General features: G+C 44.8%; 17 protein-coding genes. 5 read left to right on the top strand and 12 right to left on the bottom strand.

The features are described 5' to 3' along the window. Positions 1-140: 140 nt before the first annotated feature. Positions 141-2,738: a penicillin-binding protein 1B gene (mrcB, locus tag RT034_RS01215; RefSeq protein ID WP_313012690.1), complete on the bottom strand. Its 2,598-nt coding sequence runs from the start codon at positions 2,736-2,738 to the stop codon at positions 141-143. 187 nt (positions 2,739-2,925) lie between these two features. On the opposite strand from mrcB, the gene RT034_RS01210 reads away from it, so the two are divergent. Further along, the gene (locus RT034_RS01210; protein ID WP_313012688.1) at positions 2,926-5,664 is read left to right on the top strand and encodes a heavy metal translocating P-type ATPase; all 2,739 of its coding nucleotides are present in this window, start codon (positions 2,926-2,928) and stop codon (positions 5,662-5,664) included. 20 nt (positions 5,665-5,684) lie between these two features. Here RT034_RS01210 and RT034_RS01205 read toward each other — a convergent pair whose 3' ends face one another. Further along, positions 5,685-6,608, bottom strand: a complete 924-nt coding sequence (locus RT034_RS01205) for a hypothetical protein (RefSeq protein WP_313012687.1) — start codon at positions 6,606-6,608, stop codon at positions 5,685-5,687. Positions 6,609-6,971: 363 nt separating this feature from the next. Between RT034_RS01205 and RT034_RS01200 the strand changes: the two genes are divergently transcribed. Together RT034_RS01200 and RT034_RS01195 are read left to right on the top strand one after the other, a co-directional pair. Then, entirely contained in the window at positions 6,972-7,757 is a 786-nt protein-coding gene (locus RT034_RS01200) for a DnaA ATPase domain-containing protein (RefSeq protein WP_313012685.1), read from the top strand. 77 nt (positions 7,758-7,834) lie between these two features. Next, positions 7,835-8,503: a DUF2057 family protein gene (locus tag RT034_RS01195; RefSeq protein ID WP_313012683.1), complete on the top strand. Its 669-nt coding sequence runs from the start codon at positions 7,835-7,837 to the stop codon at positions 8,501-8,503. 68 nt (positions 8,504-8,571) lie between these two features. On the opposite strand, the gene gspM is transcribed toward RT034_RS01195, so the two are convergent. The 8 genes from gspM to RT034_RS01155 all read right to left on the bottom strand — a co-directional run bounded on the left by gspM (position 8,572) and on the right by RT034_RS01155 (position 15,474). Then, positions 8,572-9,063 (bottom strand): type II secretion system protein GspM, encoded by a 492-nt coding sequence (gspM, locus tag RT034_RS01190; RefSeq protein WP_313012680.1) that lies wholly within the window; start codon positions 9,061-9,063, stop codon positions 8,572-8,574. 21 nt (positions 9,064-9,084) lie between these two features. After that, positions 9,085-10,371, bottom strand: coding sequence for a type II secretion system protein GspL (gspL, locus tag RT034_RS01185; protein ID WP_313012677.1), 1,287 nt, complete (start codon positions 10,369-10,371; stop codon positions 9,085-9,087). A gap of 36 nt (positions 10,372-10,407) precedes the next feature. Next, positions 10,408-10,860 carry a phosphohistidine phosphatase SixA gene (gene sixA / locus RT034_RS01180; RefSeq protein ID WP_144917531.1) on the bottom strand — a complete coding sequence of 151 codons (453 nt, stop codon included), beginning with the start codon at positions 10,858-10,860 and terminating at the stop codon, positions 10,408-10,410. Between the two features lie 33 nt (positions 10,861-10,893). Then, positions 10,894-12,102 (bottom strand): NAD(P)H-dependent glycerol-3-phosphate dehydrogenase, encoded by a 1,209-nt coding sequence (locus RT034_RS01175; protein WP_313012673.1) that lies wholly within the window; start codon positions 12,100-12,102, stop codon positions 10,894-10,896. An 88-nt stretch (positions 12,103-12,190) separates the two neighbouring features. Then, positions 12,191-12,763, bottom strand: a complete 573-nt coding sequence (locus RT034_RS01170) for a nitroreductase family protein (RefSeq protein ID WP_313012671.1) — start codon at positions 12,761-12,763, stop codon at positions 12,191-12,193. Continuing rightward, positions 12,760-13,422, bottom strand: coding sequence for an FMN-binding negative transcriptional regulator (locus RT034_RS01165; protein WP_313012669.1), 663 nt, complete (start codon positions 13,420-13,422; stop codon positions 12,760-12,762). Before RT034_RS01165 ends, RT034_RS01170 begins: the two co-directional genes overlap by 4 nt. 41 nt (positions 13,423-13,463) lie before the next feature. Then, positions 13,464-14,588 carry a cell division protein ZapE gene (gene zapE / locus RT034_RS01160; protein ID WP_313012667.1) on the bottom strand — a complete coding sequence of 375 codons (1,125 nt, stop codon included), beginning with the start codon at positions 14,586-14,588 and terminating at the stop codon, positions 13,464-13,466. A 187-nt stretch (positions 14,589-14,775) separates the two neighbouring features. Continuing rightward, positions 14,776-15,474: an alpha/beta hydrolase gene (locus tag RT034_RS01155; protein WP_313012664.1), complete on the bottom strand. Its 699-nt coding sequence runs from the start codon at positions 15,472-15,474 to the stop codon at positions 14,776-14,778. A gap of 269 nt (positions 15,475-15,743) precedes the next feature. On the opposite strand from RT034_RS01155, the gene RT034_RS01150 reads away from it, so the two are divergent. After that, positions 15,744-16,121: a hypothetical protein gene (locus tag RT034_RS01150; RefSeq protein ID WP_313012662.1), complete on the top strand. Its 378-nt coding sequence runs from the start codon at positions 15,744-15,746 to the stop codon at positions 16,119-16,121. 145 nt (positions 16,122-16,266) lie between these two features. On the opposite strand, the gene RT034_RS01145 is transcribed toward RT034_RS01150, so the two are convergent. Next, positions 16,267-16,758 carry a hypothetical protein gene (locus RT034_RS01145; RefSeq protein ID WP_313012659.1) on the bottom strand — a complete coding sequence of 164 codons (492 nt, stop codon included), beginning with the start codon at positions 16,756-16,758 and terminating at the stop codon, positions 16,267-16,269. Positions 16,759-16,903: 145 nt separating this feature from the next. On the opposite strand from RT034_RS01145, the gene RT034_RS01140 reads away from it, so the two are divergent. Next, on the top strand, positions 16,904-17,329 hold the full coding sequence (locus tag RT034_RS01140; protein WP_313012656.1) for a hypothetical protein: 426 nt from the start codon (positions 16,904-16,906) through the stop codon (positions 17,327-17,329). 107 nt (positions 17,330-17,436) lie between these two features. On the opposite strand, the gene ppc is transcribed toward RT034_RS01140, so the two are convergent. Then, positions 17,437-20,307 carry a phosphoenolpyruvate carboxylase gene (gene ppc / locus RT034_RS01135; protein WP_313012654.1) on the bottom strand — a complete coding sequence of 957 codons (2,871 nt, stop codon included), beginning with the start codon at positions 20,305-20,307 and terminating at the stop codon, positions 17,437-17,439. Positions 20,308-20,441 lie beyond the last annotated feature (134 nt).

The following is a 20,441-nucleotide window of genomic DNA, read 5'->3' as shown; positions in this document are numbered from 1 at the left end:
GTATGGCTTGGTAGTATAAACGGATTAACCTAAAAATGCGATGTGACTCAAAAATGAAAACGCCCATGTTATTGCTTGGCGCACCCAAGCCAAAACACCTAACGGCAAGGGCAAATAACAAGGTTTGCCTGTTGTTATCCTTAAAACATTTCTTTAACCGATTTTTCTAACCAAGACTGCGAGCGCGGCGCCGCATTGAGTGGTTGGTTGGTATGGGTCGGGTCGCCGCCGTTATTAGGGGTATTGGGGTTGGTCTGGGTATTCCCCGTATTGGCACCCTCACTTTGATATGGATTGGCTGCAGGTGGGTTATTGCCAATGGTGTCTGTTTCGGTTTGTCTGCGCTCAATATTGTCATAGCGCTGTTGTTGGCTTTGTCCAAACTCACTCATTGCCTGTTGTTGCTGTGCCGCAAATCTTGCTTCTTGCTCACGTTGATAAATTTGCACCGCGCATTCACTACTATCTTGCGGTAGATTGTCGGTATCAACAGGTACATAGATGGCATTTGGACATTTTTCATGGGATAATTGTGATTTGCCGTTTTCCATCCATAGCCATTCGATATTGCCTGGCGCGATGAGATTAACCGGCGTAAGCTTTTGCTGCTTCATAAAATTCATCCACATCGGCAAAGCGCCATTACCGCCACTTAGACCTGTGGGTTTATTGTCATCTAAACCGACCCAAACAACGCTGACCACATTGCCACTATAGCCTGCAAACCACGCATCGCGATAATCATTGGTAGTCCCTGTTTTACCTGCAAGATTGAGATTGTCACCGAGCGATAGCGCCGCTTTGGCGGTACCTTGCTTGATGACCTGCTGCATCGCATAATTGGTGAGATAGGCAGCCGTGGGGTTAATGACTTGCTGATTTTTTTGTTCCATGCCTTGAACCACTCGTCCTTGGTCATCAATAATCGTGCGAATGGTATGAATCTCATGACGCAAGCCACCCGTTGCCAGTACTTGATAAATCCCCAACATATCCATGGGCGATAGATTTACTGCGCCAAGCAAGGTAGAGGGATAATTGGGCAATGGGCTACTGATACCCATACGGTATAATTGATTTAAAAAATTGGGAATACCGACTTCCATGCCCACACGCACCGCGGCTTGGTTATAGGAATTGGCTAAAGCGCTGGTGAGGGGGATAATACCATGACTGCCGCCACCGTAATTGCTGGGTGTCCATGTCTTACCATCGGTCATTTTTAGCACAATCGGGCTGTCATCGACACTACTAGATAAATTGTAACGACCCTGCTCAAATGCGGTTAAGTAAATAATCGGTTTGAGTAAAGAGCCAACTTGGCGCTTGGCATCGATGGCGCGATTGAAACCGGTAAAATCACGACTACTTCCCACCACAGCAAGCAGTTCACCGTTGTTGGGGTTGGCGCTGACTAGGGCGGCTTGCAAATTAGTGAGCTGTTTGGGATTGCTTTTTTTTAACTGATTGACGCTTTGAATGACTGCACTGGTAGCGGTTTTTTGAACATTGGGGTCAAAACTGGTAAATATTCTTAACCCCTCGTTTTTGAGATCGTTGGCATCATAGGTACGGGTAAGTTCTCGTTTGACCACATCGAGATAATCAGGAAAACGCGTTTTACCAATCACAGGATTGTAAGAAATGTTCAGTGGCTGTTGCACCGCTTCATCATATTGCTGTTGGCTGATTTTACCGGTTATCAGCATATTACTCAGTACCACGTTACGGCGTTTTAGGGCAGCATCGGGGTAGCGTAGCGGATTGTACTGAGTAGGACCTTTGGCAAGCCCTACGAGCATCGCCATTTGGTCGAGTCGAAGCTCTTTTAGCGGGCGGTTAAAGTAAAACTGCGAGGCAAGCCCAAACCCGTTAATGGAGTGATTGCCATTTTGACCTAAGTTAATCTCATTCATATAGGCTTGCAAAATCTCACTTTTGCTGTAATGCATTTCCAGCAAAATCGCCATCACCGCTTCATTGGCTTTACGTTTGATAGTACGGTCTGAGTTGAGATAGAAGTTTTTAACCAGTTGCTGGGTGATGGTCGAGCCGCCTTGGCGTGAACCGCCCATAAAATTGCTATAAATCGCACGTCCTATCCCGCGGATAGACACGCCGTGATGCTGATAAAAACTGCGGTCTTCCGTTGCCACCAGCGCATCAATTAATGGCTGCGGATAGTCATTGATAGTTAAAACGATGCGGTCTTCATTGTTGTCTGGATAGATACCGCCAATAAAAATTGGCTCAACCCGCGCCACACCCGATGGATTGGGACGGGTACTTTGTAGTTTTTCAATTTGGTTATCTTTAAGCGTGACCTTAATAATTTGCGATGGCTCAGTATCGTTGGCGGCAAATTTAAATTCGCGGGTATGAATATAGTACTCGCCATTTTTTTTAGTGAAAGTGCCGGCATTGTCATAGTTTTTGTCAGGGGCATAGGTGAGTAAATTTAACCAATTTTCCAATTCATCCGAGCGAAGTGGATTACCCACCGTCAACGTTAATGGTTGAGAGTACACTTTTGCAGGGATATTCCAGCGTTTGCCCTCAAATTTTTGGGTGATGACATTATCTTGGCGCATCAAATATAACCCGAGCAAGACCAAGCCGCCCAATACTGCCACCACAAAGATAAAGCTCAGGATAAACATCCCTTGTTGGTTTGAGCCATGCTGGAATTTAGGCGAGTTTTGGCGATTTTTAGCGGCAGAGATAACGGTTGAATTCATACAAAAATGCGTCACGATCAAGGGTATAAAAAAGTGCTTTATCATGACCCAAAATACGCCAAAATACAATGTTAACATCGTGCTATTTTGCCACGTTTATACAGGATTTTTGAACTTTAATAGACCGTTTTGGAGTACAATAACAGTCATTTTTGGGTGAGTTAGGGTTTTTGCCCTAGGGGTTTTGATGATGCCAAACAATAGCCAATTTGGGGCAAAACAATCGGATATTGAGCCGTCGGTTGTGACCGATGCGCCTAGCCGTACGCTTGTTGAAGCAGATAGCAAATTTACTACCACATATCAAGATGTGGAGCTGGTGTTGCCAGATGAAGGGCATTGTTTTCATTGTGGCGACCCGCTACCAAGCCCGCCATTTTTTACCCATGTATTGGGTGAAGATCGGGCGATGTGCTGTATGGGCTGTCAGCTTGCTTCGCAAAGTATCATCGAGGCGGGGCTTGAGCAATACTATCTTGACCGCAGTGAAATCAATCGTACTGCCAGTCTCCCTGATTCGTTATATCAGCTGCAAGCGTATGACCACGATGATATCAAATCGCAATTTATTTACCATCAGCAAGGGCACAGCGTTGCTGAGCTGTCAATCAGCAATTTGCGCTGTGCTGCCTGTAGTTGGCTGATTGAAACCCAGTTGTATCGGCTTGATGGCATGGACACTTGCCAAGTCAATCTCACCAATCAACGGATGCGCGTGGTATGGGATGACAAAAAACTGCCGATTAGCCAAATCTTGGCAAATGTGCAAGCCATTGGGTATGATGCCAAACCTTATCGCCAAGATACCCATGAGGCGATGCTCAAGCGAGATAATCGCCGTATGTTGTTTCAATTGGGCATTGCGGCATTGGGTGCCATGCAAGCGATGATGTTTGCAGTGGCGCTATATTTTGGGGAATATTCAGGTATCGGTGTCAACGATCGGCAATTTTTACGCTGGGTATCGCTGTTTGTTAGTATTCCTGTGTTTTTGATTGCAGGGTTGCCATTTTTTCAATCGGCGTGGTCAGCGATTAAAGCCCGCCAAGTCAATATGGATGTGCCGATTAGTATCGCCATTGTCATTACCTTTTTGGCAAGTTTATATGCGACATTGACTAGCACGGGCGAGACCTATTATGACTCGGTTAGTATGCTAATATTTTTCTTATTGGCGGGTAAATTTGTCGAGCACAATGCCAGGCTAAAAGCTGCCAATTTAGCCAATGATTTGGTGGTCGTCGAGCCTGTGTTGGTCGCAAAGCTGGGTCATGAAGCGCCGTTAGCGCTAGAGAATATGGATACCTCACAAGTGACGCTCTATGCCAGTCAATATAAAGACCTTTTTTATCAGTCACTTAGTGTAGACCCTGCCAATAGGGGCGATAATGAGCAAATGGTTTCGGCACAGTCGCTAAAAGTTGGTGATATTGTCCGCATTGATGCCGGTAGCAGTATCATCAGTGATGGTGTTTTGCTGTCGGATAGTGCCACGGTGTCCGAAAGTTTATTGACCGGGGAGAGTGATTTAATCGTCAAACGCTTGGGCGATAACATTGTGGGCGGTAGCCAAAATGACAGTCAGCCGTTTGTGATGCAAATCACCACATTACCCAATGACAGCCAAATGGGCGTGATTGATAGGCTAGTGAATCGCTCGCTCAGTGAAAAGCCGCAAATCGCCTTAAAAGCAGACAAACTGGCGCGCTGGTTTGTCGCGCGGGTACTGGTGATTGCCAGTATGGTGTTTTTGGCCTGGTATTTTATCGAGCCCAGTCATGCCATTTGGGCAACGGTTGCCGTATTGGTCGCTACTTGCCCCTGTGCCTTGTCATTGGCCACACCCATCGCATTAACCGTTTCTACCAATCGATTAGCGAGCCTAGGGTTTTTGGCGACGCGGGGGCATACCATTACCACACTCGCTGAAGTCACCCATGTGGCGTTTGATAAAACCGGTACATTGACGTACGGTCAACCCAATTTGATGGCGATTGAAACGCTGGATATGCCGTATGGTGTTAAACAAAATCCGTCAATGGATTTTACTGAAGATGACACCAAAAACGAAGACGAGATAAAAAACCATTTTTTAAGTATTGCAGCGAGCCTTGAAGTGGGTAGTCGTCACCCCATTGCTCATGCGTTATTGACAATGACTCGGCAAATGCATTTGCCCACTACCAGCGATTTGGTACACATTCCGGGGGGCGGTCTGCAAGCTACGATTGATGGGCTAAGTTACCGTCTAGGTCATCACGGTTTTGCAGTTCAATCAGGATTAGACGATGGGTTACTGCCAAATCTGAGCAAACACCAAGCCAGCACCAGTGTGACCTTATCAAGACAAGATAGCCTAAGCAAAAAATGGCAACCACTGGCGCATTTTTATTTTCATGATAAAGTCCGTGAAGGCGCCTTAGCTACCATTAAACATCTCAAAGACCAAGGCGCGCAGGTGCTGATGCTTACCGGTGACCCTAGTGCTCAGGCGCTTGAGGTAGCGCGCGAGCTTGGTATTGACACAGTTTATAAAGGTCTTACCCCGAATGATAAGGTACAACATTTAAAAGCCCTGCAGCAGCAAGGACACATCGTGCAAATGGTCGGGGATGGGGTAAATGATGCGCCGGTACTTGCCGCTGCCAATATCTCAACCGCCATGGCGGGTGCGGCAGATTTGGCGCAAGTCTCCAGTGACTCTTTGGTACTCAATGGTCAAATCCAAGCCGTGGCAAAAGCGCGTGAGGTGGCTTTCAAGACCGATCGCATTATTGCCCAAAACTTCAAATGGGCGCTAGGGTATAATTTTATCGTACTGATACCCGCTGCGTTAGGCTATGTGCCGCCTTGGTTGGCTGCGATTGGTATGTCATTGAGCTCACTGTTTGTGGTGCTCAATGCGTTACGTCTCAAACGCGCTTAACGGCGCAATTTATCAAAGCTTTATGCTTTTGGCTTACTAAAATCATACGCCGTGACTATTTGCGCGTTTTTGGCAAAATCGATGAAATAATAGAAGTATTTATCATTCTCATCAATCACCCGATCGCCGTTGGTATCGGCTTGGGTTGAGAAGTAAAAACGCTTGGTCTCAGGCAGCCATTTATAATGTTTAAAATATTGATTATTGGGCGTGAGTTTCAATAAATTTTTGCCATTTAAATCACTTAAATACAAGGTGAGCTGCTGATCAAGATTGGTTTTATTGTCATTATCATCAGCTATCTCTTTGACTTCATAGATAAAATAGCCTAAAAGTAAGGTATTGCCGACTTTGACTGCCAATGGGTTGATTGCTTCTTTAGCGGATTGCGGTTGGTTGGTTGGAGTTTGCGTGATGGCAGCTTTTTTCTGCGCTGTTTTGTCATCTTGGTTTAAATCTACCAAGGGCGTGTGCACCGCTCTTATCACAAAGTTATCCTGTGGAAACAGCCGGTGTACTTGCCCGGTTTTTAGCCCTTCAAACACAATATTGTAGACACTGCTTTGAAAATCATAGGGGGCAACTTCTTGAAAGTAGCTGACGGGTGATTTTTTAGCATCACTGCCATCGCTGTCATATTTGCGATTGATAGGCACTGACGGAATAATCGGATGCAGTAGGTTTGGCACACCTGCCAAATACACCGGAAAATCCATGCGTTTTAACCCGACTGTAGCAGGTGGGATACTGGCTGGGGTTTGGGCAATGATGACTTCAGGTACATTAGCGGTTGAAGGGGCAGTGTCGCTGGCTCGGGTATTTGTCTCAGGGGTGGGTTGGCAGGCGGTAAGTCCCAAGCCTAGCCCCATAGCGCTTAGGGTACTTATAGTAATATGTAATGGTCTAAAAAAATTCGCATCACGCCATTGGTTAACAAAAGACATAGAAGTCTCCATTACAAAGATAATCAAATATACTACTAAAATGATAAGACATGTACAATCTTTGGTTATATCATCGCATTCAGCGCCAAAACAGTATTGAGTGTTTTTGTCTTGACGGGTTTCAAAAGTAAACAAAAAAGATAAGTAAATTTGAAATAACCTGACATGGAGCAAAAATGGAGCAAAAGGCGCGTGAGTAGCTATTTCATAAATTTAGGTTATAATAGTCAAAATTTAGTTAGACGCTTGAATTTTTTGCTTTTAAACTTTCAAACATTGGGCGGCTAACTGGGCAGCACTATGTGTATAGTGGTTTATGATTTATTTTCAAAAAGGGATATCTTACCGATTGCGAGTGCATGAATGTCGGAACAATTAAGTCTAAACTTAAATATCAAGCAGTCCGCGAGTATCAGTGACTTTAGTGGTCCAGGCTGGGTATCAATCATCGATGTAGTGCGCCAAATGCATGTGGGGCTATTGACGCAGCTGTATCTATACGGCGAGCGCGATACAGGTAAAACCCATCTACTCAACGCTATCTGCGAATCCTTCCGTGATATCGACCAATCTGTTATTTATCTATCGCTGCGTGAACTGATAAACGCCAATATGGATGCCATGGTGTTGTCATCGCTAGAGAATACCACAGTGATTGCGCTTGATGATATGGATGAAATTCAAGGTTATCCTGAGTGGCAAGAAGCAGTTTTTCATCTGATTAATTTATCGCAAGAATACGGCAATAAAATTATTTTTGCCAGTCGTTTGCCTGTCAAAGCGTTAAATTTTGAGCTGCGAGATTTGCTATCAAGGCTTGCTCGAGCCGCGACTTTTCAATTGCCAACGGGCAGTGATAAGCTTGATAGACAGCTAATTTTGGAATCGGTATTACGCCGTCGTCATTGGCACTTTGACCCGCGCATCATTGACTATTTGCTCAATGAAGGTCCACACCGCATCGGTGCGATGTTGGCAGTGTTAAACGAATTGCAGCCATTGTTTTCTAACATGGAACGCACCCCATTAAACAAAGTGACCAAAGCCAAAATTCAAGATGCGATGAACATCATTGATAATTTAACGCTCAATTTTGAATTGGCGGACTTTGATGAAATTGCAGAAAATGAAAATTTTTTAGATTTTTGACCGGGTTTGTCATAGGAATTGCGTGATAAATGGGTTAGAATCCATTAACAGTTTGATGTAAAACAACAGGATATCCTATGAATAAACAGTACTTATGGACGGCTGCCGCGTTGACTGCTGGCGTGTTATCAATCACACAAACATTTGCCCAAGTCACCTTGAATGTTGCTGATAATACCGTCGTGACCGCTATTAATGGTCAAGAAGTCAAAAACGGCTTACTTTCAAAGCCGCAAAAAACCTACAAACTTGAGCCAGGCAAACATGTGATTACTGCCAAGTACAATCGATTGTACGAGCTGCGCGGTGACAATCACGATGTGTTACGTTCAAGCAATATTAGCGTTCCGGTAGAGCTTGCCGATAATCAAACGTATGTGTTGGATATGCTAGGCCAACCAGAAGACTATAATGCCGCCAAAGAATATGTCAAACAACCCACACTAGCGGTGCTACAAGGCAAGCAAATCATTGCAAGTCAGCAAGCTACGTCAAGCAGTAGTTCAAGCATTTTTAGCGGGTTGGGTAATGCGTTAGGCGGTGTGTTTGGTGGTAGCTCAAAAGCGGTTGAAGCCAATCAACAAACCATCAATGCCTTAGGACAATCAGGGGGCGCGATTCCCGCTATCAATCAACCTGTTGCGACCACAGTCAGTTCATCGGATAGTCTCGATCAATTTATGCAGTTATGGTTGAGAGCAACGCCAGCAGAGCGTGATAAAATTCGTCAGTGGGTGCAAAAATAATCACCCCATGCGCCCCCATGCGCCAAAATAACGATGCCAAGTGCATCGTTTTTTATGGTCTTTTACCATTAGTTAATAGATAAGACAGATTGTACTTCAAGTTTATCGAGGGCTGGCTGGTTGATTTGTAGTTGCTGGATGCGGATACCTTGTTGTTGAAACTGATTGAATATATTGGTGATTATGCTGGCCTGCGCGTGACTAAAAGCAACTTGGATAGTATTGCCATTCTCGACCACTTGCGCATTGACAATACCTGATTGGGTAAGTATTTGTTTGATAGCATCGGCTTGACTGACTGGTTGGGTTTGGTTGGGATTGATGTTACCTGCTTGACTGCGTAGCCAAAACACATCTGCCATGGTGTCATCGTATTTTTTTTGTGCTTGGTTGGCTTTGCTATGCAGCGTCCAACCACCGACACCGACCACGAAAAAAAGCAAGAACATTGCCAATATCAGCAGCGCAATCTGATCACGACGCGATAAATTTTGAAAGGCATGACCCAGAGGCGTGGTTAGTTTTTGTAGGGATTGGCTCAGTGAGGCTTGCGGTTTCATAAATTCATCTCAGTCGTAGGTTTAATCTGCCAATTCAACATCTATCATGGCAAGGGCACTGCCAGCAGAAGTTGACGCCACTGCACTGGAAACCGCACTGGCAGTATTCGAAGATATCGTAGCAGGCAGAGCGGCATCCACAGACCCCAGCTTGGCTTTTATCCCTTTGTTTACCATGTCATTGACGGCTTTGTTTAATGAATCGGCGCTTGATGATAAAAGCTGCAGTTGTAAGTGATTATTTTGAAAATTAAGCTGCTTGGCGGTCAGTTGGTATTGCTGCAATACCGGCTGTATGGACGATAATGTCTGAAGTACGCTTGGCGTGGCTGATTGCTGGGTGGTTAATTTGCCAGATAACTGTCGCTGCAGGGTAAGTTTGCTACTAAGCGGCTCATTGGGAAACCACTGGGCGTATTGCTGCGCCAGCAAAGTTGCGGCTTGTTTTTGTGCTTGGTTGTAATAATACCAACGAAGCGCATCGACCACAAAGGCTGTCAGTAGCGCACAAACCGTGATTAGGGCGATGACTTTAGCATAGGGCGCAAGCGTCGTTTTGCCTTTGATTGTCGCAAAGTTAAAAAAATGTCTGACCGGGTCTTTGATTGGGGTAGGCAACAACTCAGACGATTCTATGGATAAATTAGGCATACTGGCTAATTGCTGGGCAACGGTTTCATCGTGAAAACCCGTTAAATATAGCGTTTCTAGCATGGGTAATTTGGTGAGTACCAGCGGTAAAAAACTAACCGCCATGCCGTGATAAGTATGGAGTTTTAATAACTGGGTATCTGCATCTTGGTAGTAGACCGCGCTTGTGGTAGGCGTAACTCTCGTCTCTGTAGCCCTCGTGTTTGTGCCCGTAGCTATGCTTGTATCTATGGTCGGCAGCAATAAAAAATCTGGCACTAAAGCGCCTATCTCAATACCCGCCAACGAGGCAGCATTGATCCATGAATGAATATCGGCAGCATGAAGCCCAAATAATGCGGGTAACTCGCTGTTGGTTGAGGTTGGCTGGATTTTGACTTGTAAATCTTCTACCGACCCAATGCTGATATCTTCAAATAAATAGCGCCTGCCGGTGTCGCCCAGAGCGTTGAGCTGGCTTGTTGAAAGGTTAGGCTGGATTGTTAATAAATTGACACTAGGAAAATAGAGACAGGCTTGTAGCTTGGCTGATTGCGTGGTTTGCAGATTGGCAAGGGTCGCAAGCGTTGGCCAATCGTCAGCCGTTTGCCAAGTCTGGGTGGTTTGTTGCCATAAACGTAAGGCAGCATGCTGAGTTGGCAACCAAATATGAATCACAGAAGTGTCCTACACAAAATTGACAAATTAAATCACCTAACAGGTGGGAACAAAGCGTTTGATCTCAGCGGCAAGACTGGGTGCCAATATACCCATATCATATACACGCGCTTCAGCCAGTGCAAAACCTTCCAAGGGATCATCCGTGAGAATATGGGCAATTTTAGCAATGATATTCATATGACAAACCACCACCATGCAGTCGCCAACCAATTCGCCTAGCGCCTCCACTGCGATGTCTGCATCGTTATCAGGGGTGATGCCCTCATACGTGGTCACAGGCACATGGGGAAAAAATTGCTGGATTTGGGCAAGTGTTTGCTGGGCGCGGTTGTAAGGACTGACGATAAAATGATCGGGCTCAAAGTTTTCGGCAAGCCACGCCGCGGTCTGTGAAGCTTGGGCTTGACCCAGTGCTGATAAATTTCTTTCATGGTCTGGGAGGGTATAAGCGCCTGCATCGCCATGACGAACTAAAATTAATTGCATGTATTTACCTAAAAATATTTAAAGTTATGTTTGTCAGTTATGCATTGGCTGCACTTGATGCGGCATGACAAACTCCACATCACTTCTAAATCCTGCTTCCATTAAGTTTAACGCAACCCCAAGCGGCGCTTTGTCTTCATAGATAATATCGTGCAAGGCATGGGTAATCGGCATATAAATACCCTCTTTCATGGCTTTTTCATTCACCTGCTGGATGGTATTAATTCCTTCAGCGGTTTGCCCCAGTTTTTTGATGGCTTGGTCAAGGCTCATGCCACGCCCTAGCATATTACCAATCTGGTAGTTACGGCTTAAGGTCGATGAGCAAGTTGCATACAAATCACCCACGCCCGACAACCCCAAAAAGGTCAGCGGATTAGCCCCCGCTTGGACGCCAAATCGGCTCATCTCAGCCAATGCACGGGTTAATATCATGGCTTTGGTATTTTCCCCGATGTCATAGGCAGCGGCCATGCCCATGGCGATGGCATAAATATTTTTAAGCGCACCGCCGAGCTCCACGCCAATTAAATCATCACTGGCAAACACGCGAAAAAACGCACTGTGCAGCGCTGTCTGAACGGCAAGCCGTAGCGCTGCAGATTGGCTGGCAATCACGGTGGCAGACGGCATATTATTCATGATTTCTTTGGCGAGATTGGGACCACTCATCACGCCAAAAGCCACATTGGGCAATTCATCCGCGATCACATCACTCATTAGTGCAAAGGTATCTTTTTCCATACCTTTGGTTAAAGACACGATGGCTTGAGCGCTGATAAAAGGCGCAATTTTTTGTAAGGTTTCGCGAAAAGCAGCGCTAGGCACTGCCACAAAAATCAAATCTTTGCCTTTGACAGCTGCTTGCAAATCATGGGTAAATTGCAGGCGCTCGTCAAGCTTATGGTCTGGCAAATATTTTTTGTTGATATGGGTTTTTTGCATCGATTTGACGCTGCGCTTATCGCGTACCCAAAGTGTGACTTCGCAGCCATTTTTGGACGATAGATTTGCCATTGCCGTACCAAAACTGCCACCGCCCAGCACGGCAATTTTGAGGGGTGCAGGTTGGTTGGCGAGCTGATTGTCTAAGTCTGTCTCTAATACCGCTGGGGTGTCCGGCTTAGACTTTTTGACCGCTTTTTCAATGACGTCGGCAAACAGCTTGCTGGCTTTTTCACGATTGACATTCAGCTTTTCTAAATTTTCACTTAGATTGGTTGCTAACTGGGGTTTTTTCATTGAAAATCCTTGAATCCACTTGTCCTGCAAATACTGACAACAGGGCACCCTTTACATGAGCAAAATATAAAAACGGCTACTTTAGCCGTTAGTTTGTGCCATTATCATAAACAATAAATGGTGTGACGTCTATCTTAGAACGCGGTGGGATGGTCGACACCGCTGTGCCAACATAGACAAAGGCAATGACTTGGTTATCAGCGCTTACATTAAACAGTTGTTTGATTGCAGGTGCATTGGCAAGTGGACCGGTGCGCCATACGGTGGCAAACCCTTGTGCCATCAAGGCAAGCAGGAGATTTTGCACCGCGCAACTACTCGCCGCTATTTGTTCCCAATGGGGGACTTTATCATGGGGTTTAAAATCGGTCACACACGCGATAATCATCGGCGCACGCAGCGGCATATTTTCGGCTTTCTTGAGGGTTTTCTCATCGGTTTCACCTTGTGCTATCGCGGCATTTTTTAACGCTGTGCCTAAGGTGTTGAGCGCTTGGTTTTCAAGTACGATAAAACGGTACGGGTTTAAATCCTTGTGATCGGGGGCGGATAGGGCGACTTCAACCGCTTGTTCGACTTGTGCGTGGGTAGGCGCAGGGGCGACAAGATTGCCGATTGAACGGCGCGATTTGATAAAGTCTAAAATTTCTGAATTTGTCATTTTTCTTCCTTAAAGAGATTATTGATTAGCGTAGCCATATTATCCGCTGAAGCTGATTGCAGTTGTGTTAAACCGTCAATCACGCCTTGCTGATTATCCAGGGTTTTATTTTGGCTAAGTTTAAATTTGGCTTCAAAATTATGAATGGTCAACTTAACCCCCACAATCGCGCGGCACATGGCATTGATATAGTCACTTGGCGCATCACTTAAAGACCAAGGCTTATGACTGGGGTTAGTTTGTTTAAGCTGATGTTCAAAAAAATCCGTCATCGTCGCGACAATCTGCTGGATTTGAGTTGCGTCTGTGATTAGCTGCGGTGTCACCGAAAAAATCACCGATTGATAATTCCACGTCGGCACTTCTTTATGAGTAATCGCCTTGGTAGGATACCAATTTGGGCTGATATAATGACCTTGGCTAGTGAAAACAACTTTCCAGTTTTTAGCGTCAATCTTTACAATCGGATTTACTTTTGCTACATGCCCAATCAAATAGCCAAGCGGATTTTGTTCATCTACTTGCCAAAGTAGCGGAGCAGGGCAGATTTCAACCGAATCGCCTTTTGATGCCATTATATTTGCTAATGGCGACTGAGCAATAAAATCTTTAACGGCTTCAAAATCGGTTTGGGAAAAGTCTTTGGGAATATACATCATTAAAGCCACTCACCTGCATAACAATTAAGGCTTTGGATTATTTAAAGGGTCATATCTTCTTTATTTATCTCATCCAAACGATGTTCCGCTTTGAGATATTCTTCTGATTGCATCTCTAACAGCCGTGAGCGCGTGCGCTCAATTTCAAACGCCAATTTTTGCCCATCATACAGTTGTAAAATTGGCTGTTCTGCGCGTACCAAAAGCTTGACGCGGCGATCATAAAACTCATCGACAAGGTAAATAAAGCGCCTTGTCGGGTCAGCGATAATATCGTTGAGTATAGGCACATCATCCACTAGTACCGTGCTAAACTCATTGGCGATTTCAATAAAATCACTGGCTGAGCGCGGCTGCATACATAATGCTCGAAAATCAATGTACAAGGTGTTTTCGGTGCGACCTTTGATGGCGATATCACGACCATTGATATGAATGGGGTCTTGGATAATGTGCTGGTTGTTGCTTAGCGCGGTAAAGCGGTTGGCAAGCCAGTGGATGTTTTCTTTGGTCAACGGAGACACGTAAAGTTCGGCTTGCTGCAATACGCGCAGACGGTAGTCGATGCCACTGTCAATGTTCATGACCGTACAGTTTTTTTCGACTTCGGCAATGGCAGGTAAAAAACGGTCACGGTGAATACCATTTTTATACAAGCCATTTGGCGCGATATTTGATGTGGCAACCAAGGTGATGCCTTTTTTAAATAGCATGGTAAATAAATCACCCAAAATCATCGCATCGGAGACATTGGAGACAAAAAACTCATCAAAACAAATCACATCCGCTTCATTATGGATGATATCGGCGACCTTTTGTAGTGGGTCTTGTTGACCTTGTAGCTTGTTGAGCTCGGCGTGCACCCGCTTAATAAAGTGATGAAAGTGTTGGCGCATTTTGTTGTCGGCAGGCACCGACTCAAAAAACATATCCATCATCCAAGTCTTACCACGACCCACGCCGCCCCACATATATAGCCCTTTGGGCGGCTCAGTACGTCTTAAAAAGCTAAATAGCCCACGTTGTTTGGCGCGGTTGTCCATGATTTGTTCATAGACATTGTCCAAATAAGTCATCGCAGCCCGCTGCTGTGCATCTTCGCTAAACTCACCAGATTTTAGCGCAAGCTCATAGCGTTGTAAGGGTCGTAAATTTGAGTTGGGCATGTTATCTCTCAGCGTAAATTAAAAAGTTGTCAAAATTCCATTTCAACGTGCTTTGACGTAGGGGTATTAAATAAATAGATGCGATTAAATAGACGGCATTAAGGTGCCAAATAGCTCACGATGTCAAATACACCAAAAATCCGAATCAAAAACACAAATCAGGAACTAGGATAAAATAAAAACTGCGTTATTTGCTACTTAACGCTTCAAGCAGCTGTTTTAATTCCCCTAATTTACCATGAAAAAAATGCCCTGTATCGTCAATGATGTGCGTTTGAATACCAAAGTTTTCCCCAAATTGTTGTAGCGAGCTTGGCGCAATCACTTCATCATTCGCACCATAAATCATAAAGGTTTGTGCAGTGGGCAGTAGCAAATCTGAGGTGTCGTTTTTTTCAATAGAAGGGGCAATCAATGCCAAATCCGTGATGTCAAAATCATCGACTCCCAAAAATGCGCCTTGTTCATTGACAAGCTGAGCAAGCTTGGCGGCGACAAATCCGCCGAACGAAAATCCGCCAATCCATAGCTTGCGCGCCTCGGTTTGGCTATGAATCCATTGCAGCACGGTTAAGGCGTCTTCGATTTCACCTGTCACATTGCCGTACTCGCCCGTTGACTTGCCCACGCCGCGAAAATTAAAGCGTACCACGTGCATGTTTTGGTCGCGGGCAAAACGATACATGGTGGTCACCACCTTATTCATCATCGTGCCTTCTTGCAATGGGTTTGGGTGACAAAGAATGGCAACGCGCTCAACCGACGCGGCGTTTGGGTTAGCAACGCCCGTTGAGTCAGCTTGCCAAAGTGCGTCAACTTCAAGCTTACCGCAAGGGGCATCTATTAATTGCGAATGGGTTGATTGTGAGTGGGCAGGTGAGAGCATAATCGTCCTAATCTAAGCAAAAAACTTTAAAAAAACCACCCATCATGCTAACCAATTTCACCCAAAATAGCTAGGTTGAAAATCAATAAACCAGCCAATTGTTGCGCAGATTTTATGATTTGTAAGACCACTTGCGGCGGCTCACTTTTTACCACACACTAATACAAGCCATCAACCAGATTCTATTATGAAAATGGTGAGTTTGCATGGATTGTTGATAATTGATGAGAACTTTAACACCGCTATTGAAAAGGGACAGCCTGCAGATCATGAAATCATCTCTCAAACCGTCTTCATTAAAAATCACTACTATCGCGCTATTAGCAGCAATGAATTTATCTGCTTGTCAAAGCACACCAACTAATTTACCCGTGCTACAGCGCGCGAACAACACCCTAGAAACTACTGGGTTAGGCAAAAGTAAAAATAGCGCCAAACTAAATGCGTTACATATCGCAACCGAGCAGTGCCGCGGAAAATCGCCCATCGTGTTGACCGATAGCTACCAGTATAACGGCGTGTTGGATGAAAACATGGGACGCGCGGCTGACCAAGCCATAGGTATGATTGGCAGTGTGTTTGGTAGCAAAAAAACCCTTGCCCGCGATGATGATTACGAATATACCATGACGTTTAGATGTCCCTAATTTATACCTAAGCCCTTTATACAAGCAAAGAAGTACAAGCAAAGAAGCACAAACGTAAAAAAGCACAAATGTAAAAAGGACAGCGGTAACAACAGCACAGACATAAAAAAGGTTAGGAGTGTTCCTAACCTTTATTGTTTTGGTATCACTGACGATTTAACAAATGCTGATTAAGCTGTGCAATCACCGCTTTGTCGCCTAACTGATTGATACTGTCACGAATTTTTGGAATCGGCTCGGCAGCAATCGGTTGACTATCAAATAGCTTTAACAACCGCAGTTGTAATGCTGGCTCACCTTGCTCAATGACAATATCTACGAGGGTAGGCACGTCAAAGGGCAAATCCGAGGTTGACTGTGCCATTGCCACCGCATGATAAGCGCCATGTGGGTCTTGGTCGGTTATGATACGGGTATTTACGGCTCTATAAGCTTTTTCTGAGGTACCGCCTAAGACATTGATTTTGTGTAAACAGTTAAGCGCAGAATTATCTTGTAATTGTGCAATAGCAATGATGTCTTCAGCCTGCTCCTGCAAATAGGCACGTTTTTGTGCCAGTGCCTCTAATTGCTCCTCAGTCAGTGGCTCATCGCTTTCGGCTTTTTTTAAGTTGGCATTAAATTGAATTTCTGACATGGCTATCCCCTTGTTTATGTGGTTATTAGATAAGGGTTTTTTTTATAAAATCAAATCCACCGGTTAAACGAGCGCATTTTAATGACAATCAAGCTATTTAATCACAATCCAGTTATAATGAATCAAAATCACAAAAAGGCGTACTATGTTAGTGTTAACAGTAAATCCTGACCATATCAGTGTAACGTTGCAAGATAACCTATGGGACATTGGGCTAACTTTAAAAGTGATTGCAGAGACATTGTACGTATTGCCACCCACCGAATTGGCTTGGGAAACGGCAATTATGCGCATAGAAGATGCTATTTCACCGCTAAAACCTAGCTTGCCCAAAGATGAATTATTAAAGGTGATAGGGGCAGAGGATTTACGCTTGCTAGCGTTTGAGCAAGATGACAATGGCGGCTATATTCGGGCTGAGATACTAGAAAAAGCTTTTGCAGTGCTGGCGGGCTATCGCTCGCTGCAAGATTTGCCTGCTATGCCCAATGACCTAGCGTTTTATGCAAAGGTATTGCTATTACGAGAATGGATGCACCATTTGGATTTTGATAAGGTTTATTTGGGTTAATTTTCATCAATAAAACAATCGCCAATAAAAAACGTCAATAAAAAAATCGCCAGTACTCAACCAGCGATTTTTTAAAATAAGTAATTTAAGGCTGTTTTGAACGCTTACTAACCGGTATTTCTTAAGCCTTGGGCAATACCATTGATAGTTAAATGAACCAAGTTAAGCGCTGCGGTATAAGACGCTTCATTATCGCTAGTCGTTTCATTGGTGGTTTCAGTGGTAGAGCTTTCATCAGTAGTCGCCTCGTCAGTAGTCGCTTCGCGAAGTTGTTTTAGTAAGGCGACTTGCAACCAGTTCAACGCATTTAAATACGGCAAGCGTAGCGCAAGTGAGCGTGCCAATGTACGGTTGTCATCCAGTAGCGTTTCTTTATTGGTCAGTGTCAGCAAGGCTTTAAGGCTGCGGTGATATTCTGCAGTAATAAGTGCAAAAATAGCGTTGGCTTCAGTGGCATCGTTGGCAAGCTCAACATAGGCTTGGGCGATTTCGATATCGGTTTTTGCCATGACCTGTGCCATATTTGATAACATGGCTTGCATAAAGGCGCTGTGTTGGGCGTTGTGTTGCAGTTTTGCTAAGTTTTCTGGGTTATCTGCAATCAGTTTTTCGACTGCGGTGCCAAAGCCATACCACGCTGGTAGCATCAAGCGATTTTGCATCCAAGAAAATACCCAAGGAATCGCGCGCAAATCTTGAATACGCGCCAAAGACTTGCGGCTAGCAGGACGTGAGCCAATATTTAAACTGGCAATCTCTTTAACCAAACTTGTCTGCAAGAAATAATCAATAAAATACGGCTGAGTGATAAGCGCGCGATAGCAATTAAAGGCTTCATGCGATAATTGATTCATTAGGTCGCTATCAGGGCTTTCGCTATGGCTTGGCAATAGGCTCGCTTTGAGCGTTGCAGCAATCAGCGTCTCAAGGTTGCGTTCCGCGTTGCCCGCATCGGCATATTTTGCGGTAATAACTTCCCCTTGCTCGGTAATACGAATTTGACCATCCACTGAGCCTTCGGGTTGTGCCAAAATCGCTTCAAATGATGGGCCACCACCACGACCCACGCTACCGCCACGACCGTGGAATAAACGCAGTTGAATGCCATATTTTTCTGCCATTTCGACCAGCTGAATTTCAGCTTGGTATAGCGACCATTGACTGGTGACATAACCACCATCTTTGTTACTGTCTGAATAACCGAGCATAATCTCTTGCAGATTGTCACGACTGGCTAGCGCCGATTTGTACCAAGGTTTATCGAGTAACTCACTCATGATGCGGGTACTGTTTTGCAGCGCCTCAATGGTTTCAAACAAAGGTACGATGTTGATACGGCTCACGGGTACGCCATCTTTGACCAATAATAGCCCTGATTCTTTCAATAACAACGCCAATGCCAACAAATCACTTACTTGTTCTGCATTGGAGATAATGCTTTGGGTAATCGCTTTGTCACCAAAGCGATTTTTGATATCGGCTGCGGTCTGAAAAATCTCTAACTCACGCTGGGTCTGTGGCTCATAAGTGATATAGGGGTTGTATAAAGGACGTGCAGTTGCCAATTCACGCAGCAGCACACGTTGACGTGCGGACTCAGACAAAGAAAGATAATCTTCTAAATCGGCATGTTTGAACAAATCATGGACCGTTTCGGCATGAATCCCTGAGAATTGGCGCAAGTCCAATGGCATCAAATAAAAACCAAATACTTCCACCGCGCGGATGATATCGGTGAGTCGTTCATTAGCCAGTAACTCACTGCCATGATCCACCAATGACTGATAAACGACGTACAAATCATCTAAAAACTCGTCACAATCAGCGTAGGGCTCACTAAGTCCAAAGCGACAACCGTAAGACAAATCAAACGTATGCGAGGTAGCAACTAAACGTGACGAGATAAACCCGATGGCGCGGCGATAAGGCTCTTCTTCTCTAGAGATATTATCTTCTTTGGATTGCTCGGAGAGTGCCAGTACCGCATCACTCACTTTGACATGGCGGATAGACAGCGGCAACTCTTGGTATAGCTTGCCCAGTTGGTCACGATAAAAGTAAAACACCGTCGCTGCTTGGCGTTTGAACGCATAGCGAAGGGTATCGGCTGACACAAACGGATTGCCGTCACGGTCGCCACCAATCCAGCCACCGATATTAAGTAAGTTTGGCATGTCAGTGTCGGGGAAACGCTCTTTTAACTGATAATCTAATTTGCGATATAAATTTGGCAGGGCTTCAAAAAAACTTAAATCAAAATAGGCAATGCCATTGTCGATTTCATCTTTGACAGTAATTTTAAAATGGCGAGTTTCATTGGTTTGCCACTGCGACAATAACGTGGCTTCTAGTTGCTGCTCGATACGATGACGTTGGTAGCCAATCGCGGTGTGGTATTGCTCAAGTAAGGCACGGATTTGACGGCGCAGTGATAAAATCGTTTGACGCTGCACTTCGGTCGGATGCGCGGTCAATACCGCACTGATATAGGTATCATCAAGCTGTGCTTGCAACTCATCGCTGTCAATCCCTTGGGCTTTTAATTCATCAATCACATGGGCAAAACTACTTTTTGAGGCAGATTCGTCTTGTTCGTGGGCAAGGCGGCGGCGCTCATGGTGCATATCTTCGGCGATGTTAAACACTTGCGCAAATAAGCCACAAGCCCGAATGAGGTTCTTGCGCTGTTGATGGTTGAGTGTTGGCAAAATGGCTTGAATAGTCTGTTGGGGGTCTTCGCCATTTAACAGTTTATTAATGGTTTGTTTGACCGGTTCTGAGGTTTGCTGCTCAACGACCGTTATCAGCACGCGGCTAAGTAACTGGGTGTCCGCTAGCAAAGGAGAGTCTTTATCATTATCGATAAGCTCAACAAGTGCCGTATTTGACGGATGCGAGTTTAAAGGGGTTAAGCTTAAAACGTGAGGCGGTGCAAGGCTGTTTTCATTTTCAGCTGGGTTGGCGTTGGTCTGGCTCATGACTTTTCCCTTATTTGCTTTAGTCTAAAAAGTGTAACAGGACAATTATGTTAGCACAAACTATTATCACCATAAGAAATACTAATCGTTAAAAATTCGAAATATAAACAGCGTTAAAATTATTTTGGCAAGGC

It is taken from the genome of Moraxella sp. CTOTU48841, assembly GCF_032061225.1.
GTDB classification, from domain to species: Bacteria; Pseudomonadota; Gammaproteobacteria; order Pseudomonadales; family Moraxellaceae; genus Faucicola; species Faucicola cinerea.
The sequence above is the reverse complement of the archived record's forward strand: the minus strand, read 5'-3'. Positions and strand labels throughout refer to the sequence as shown.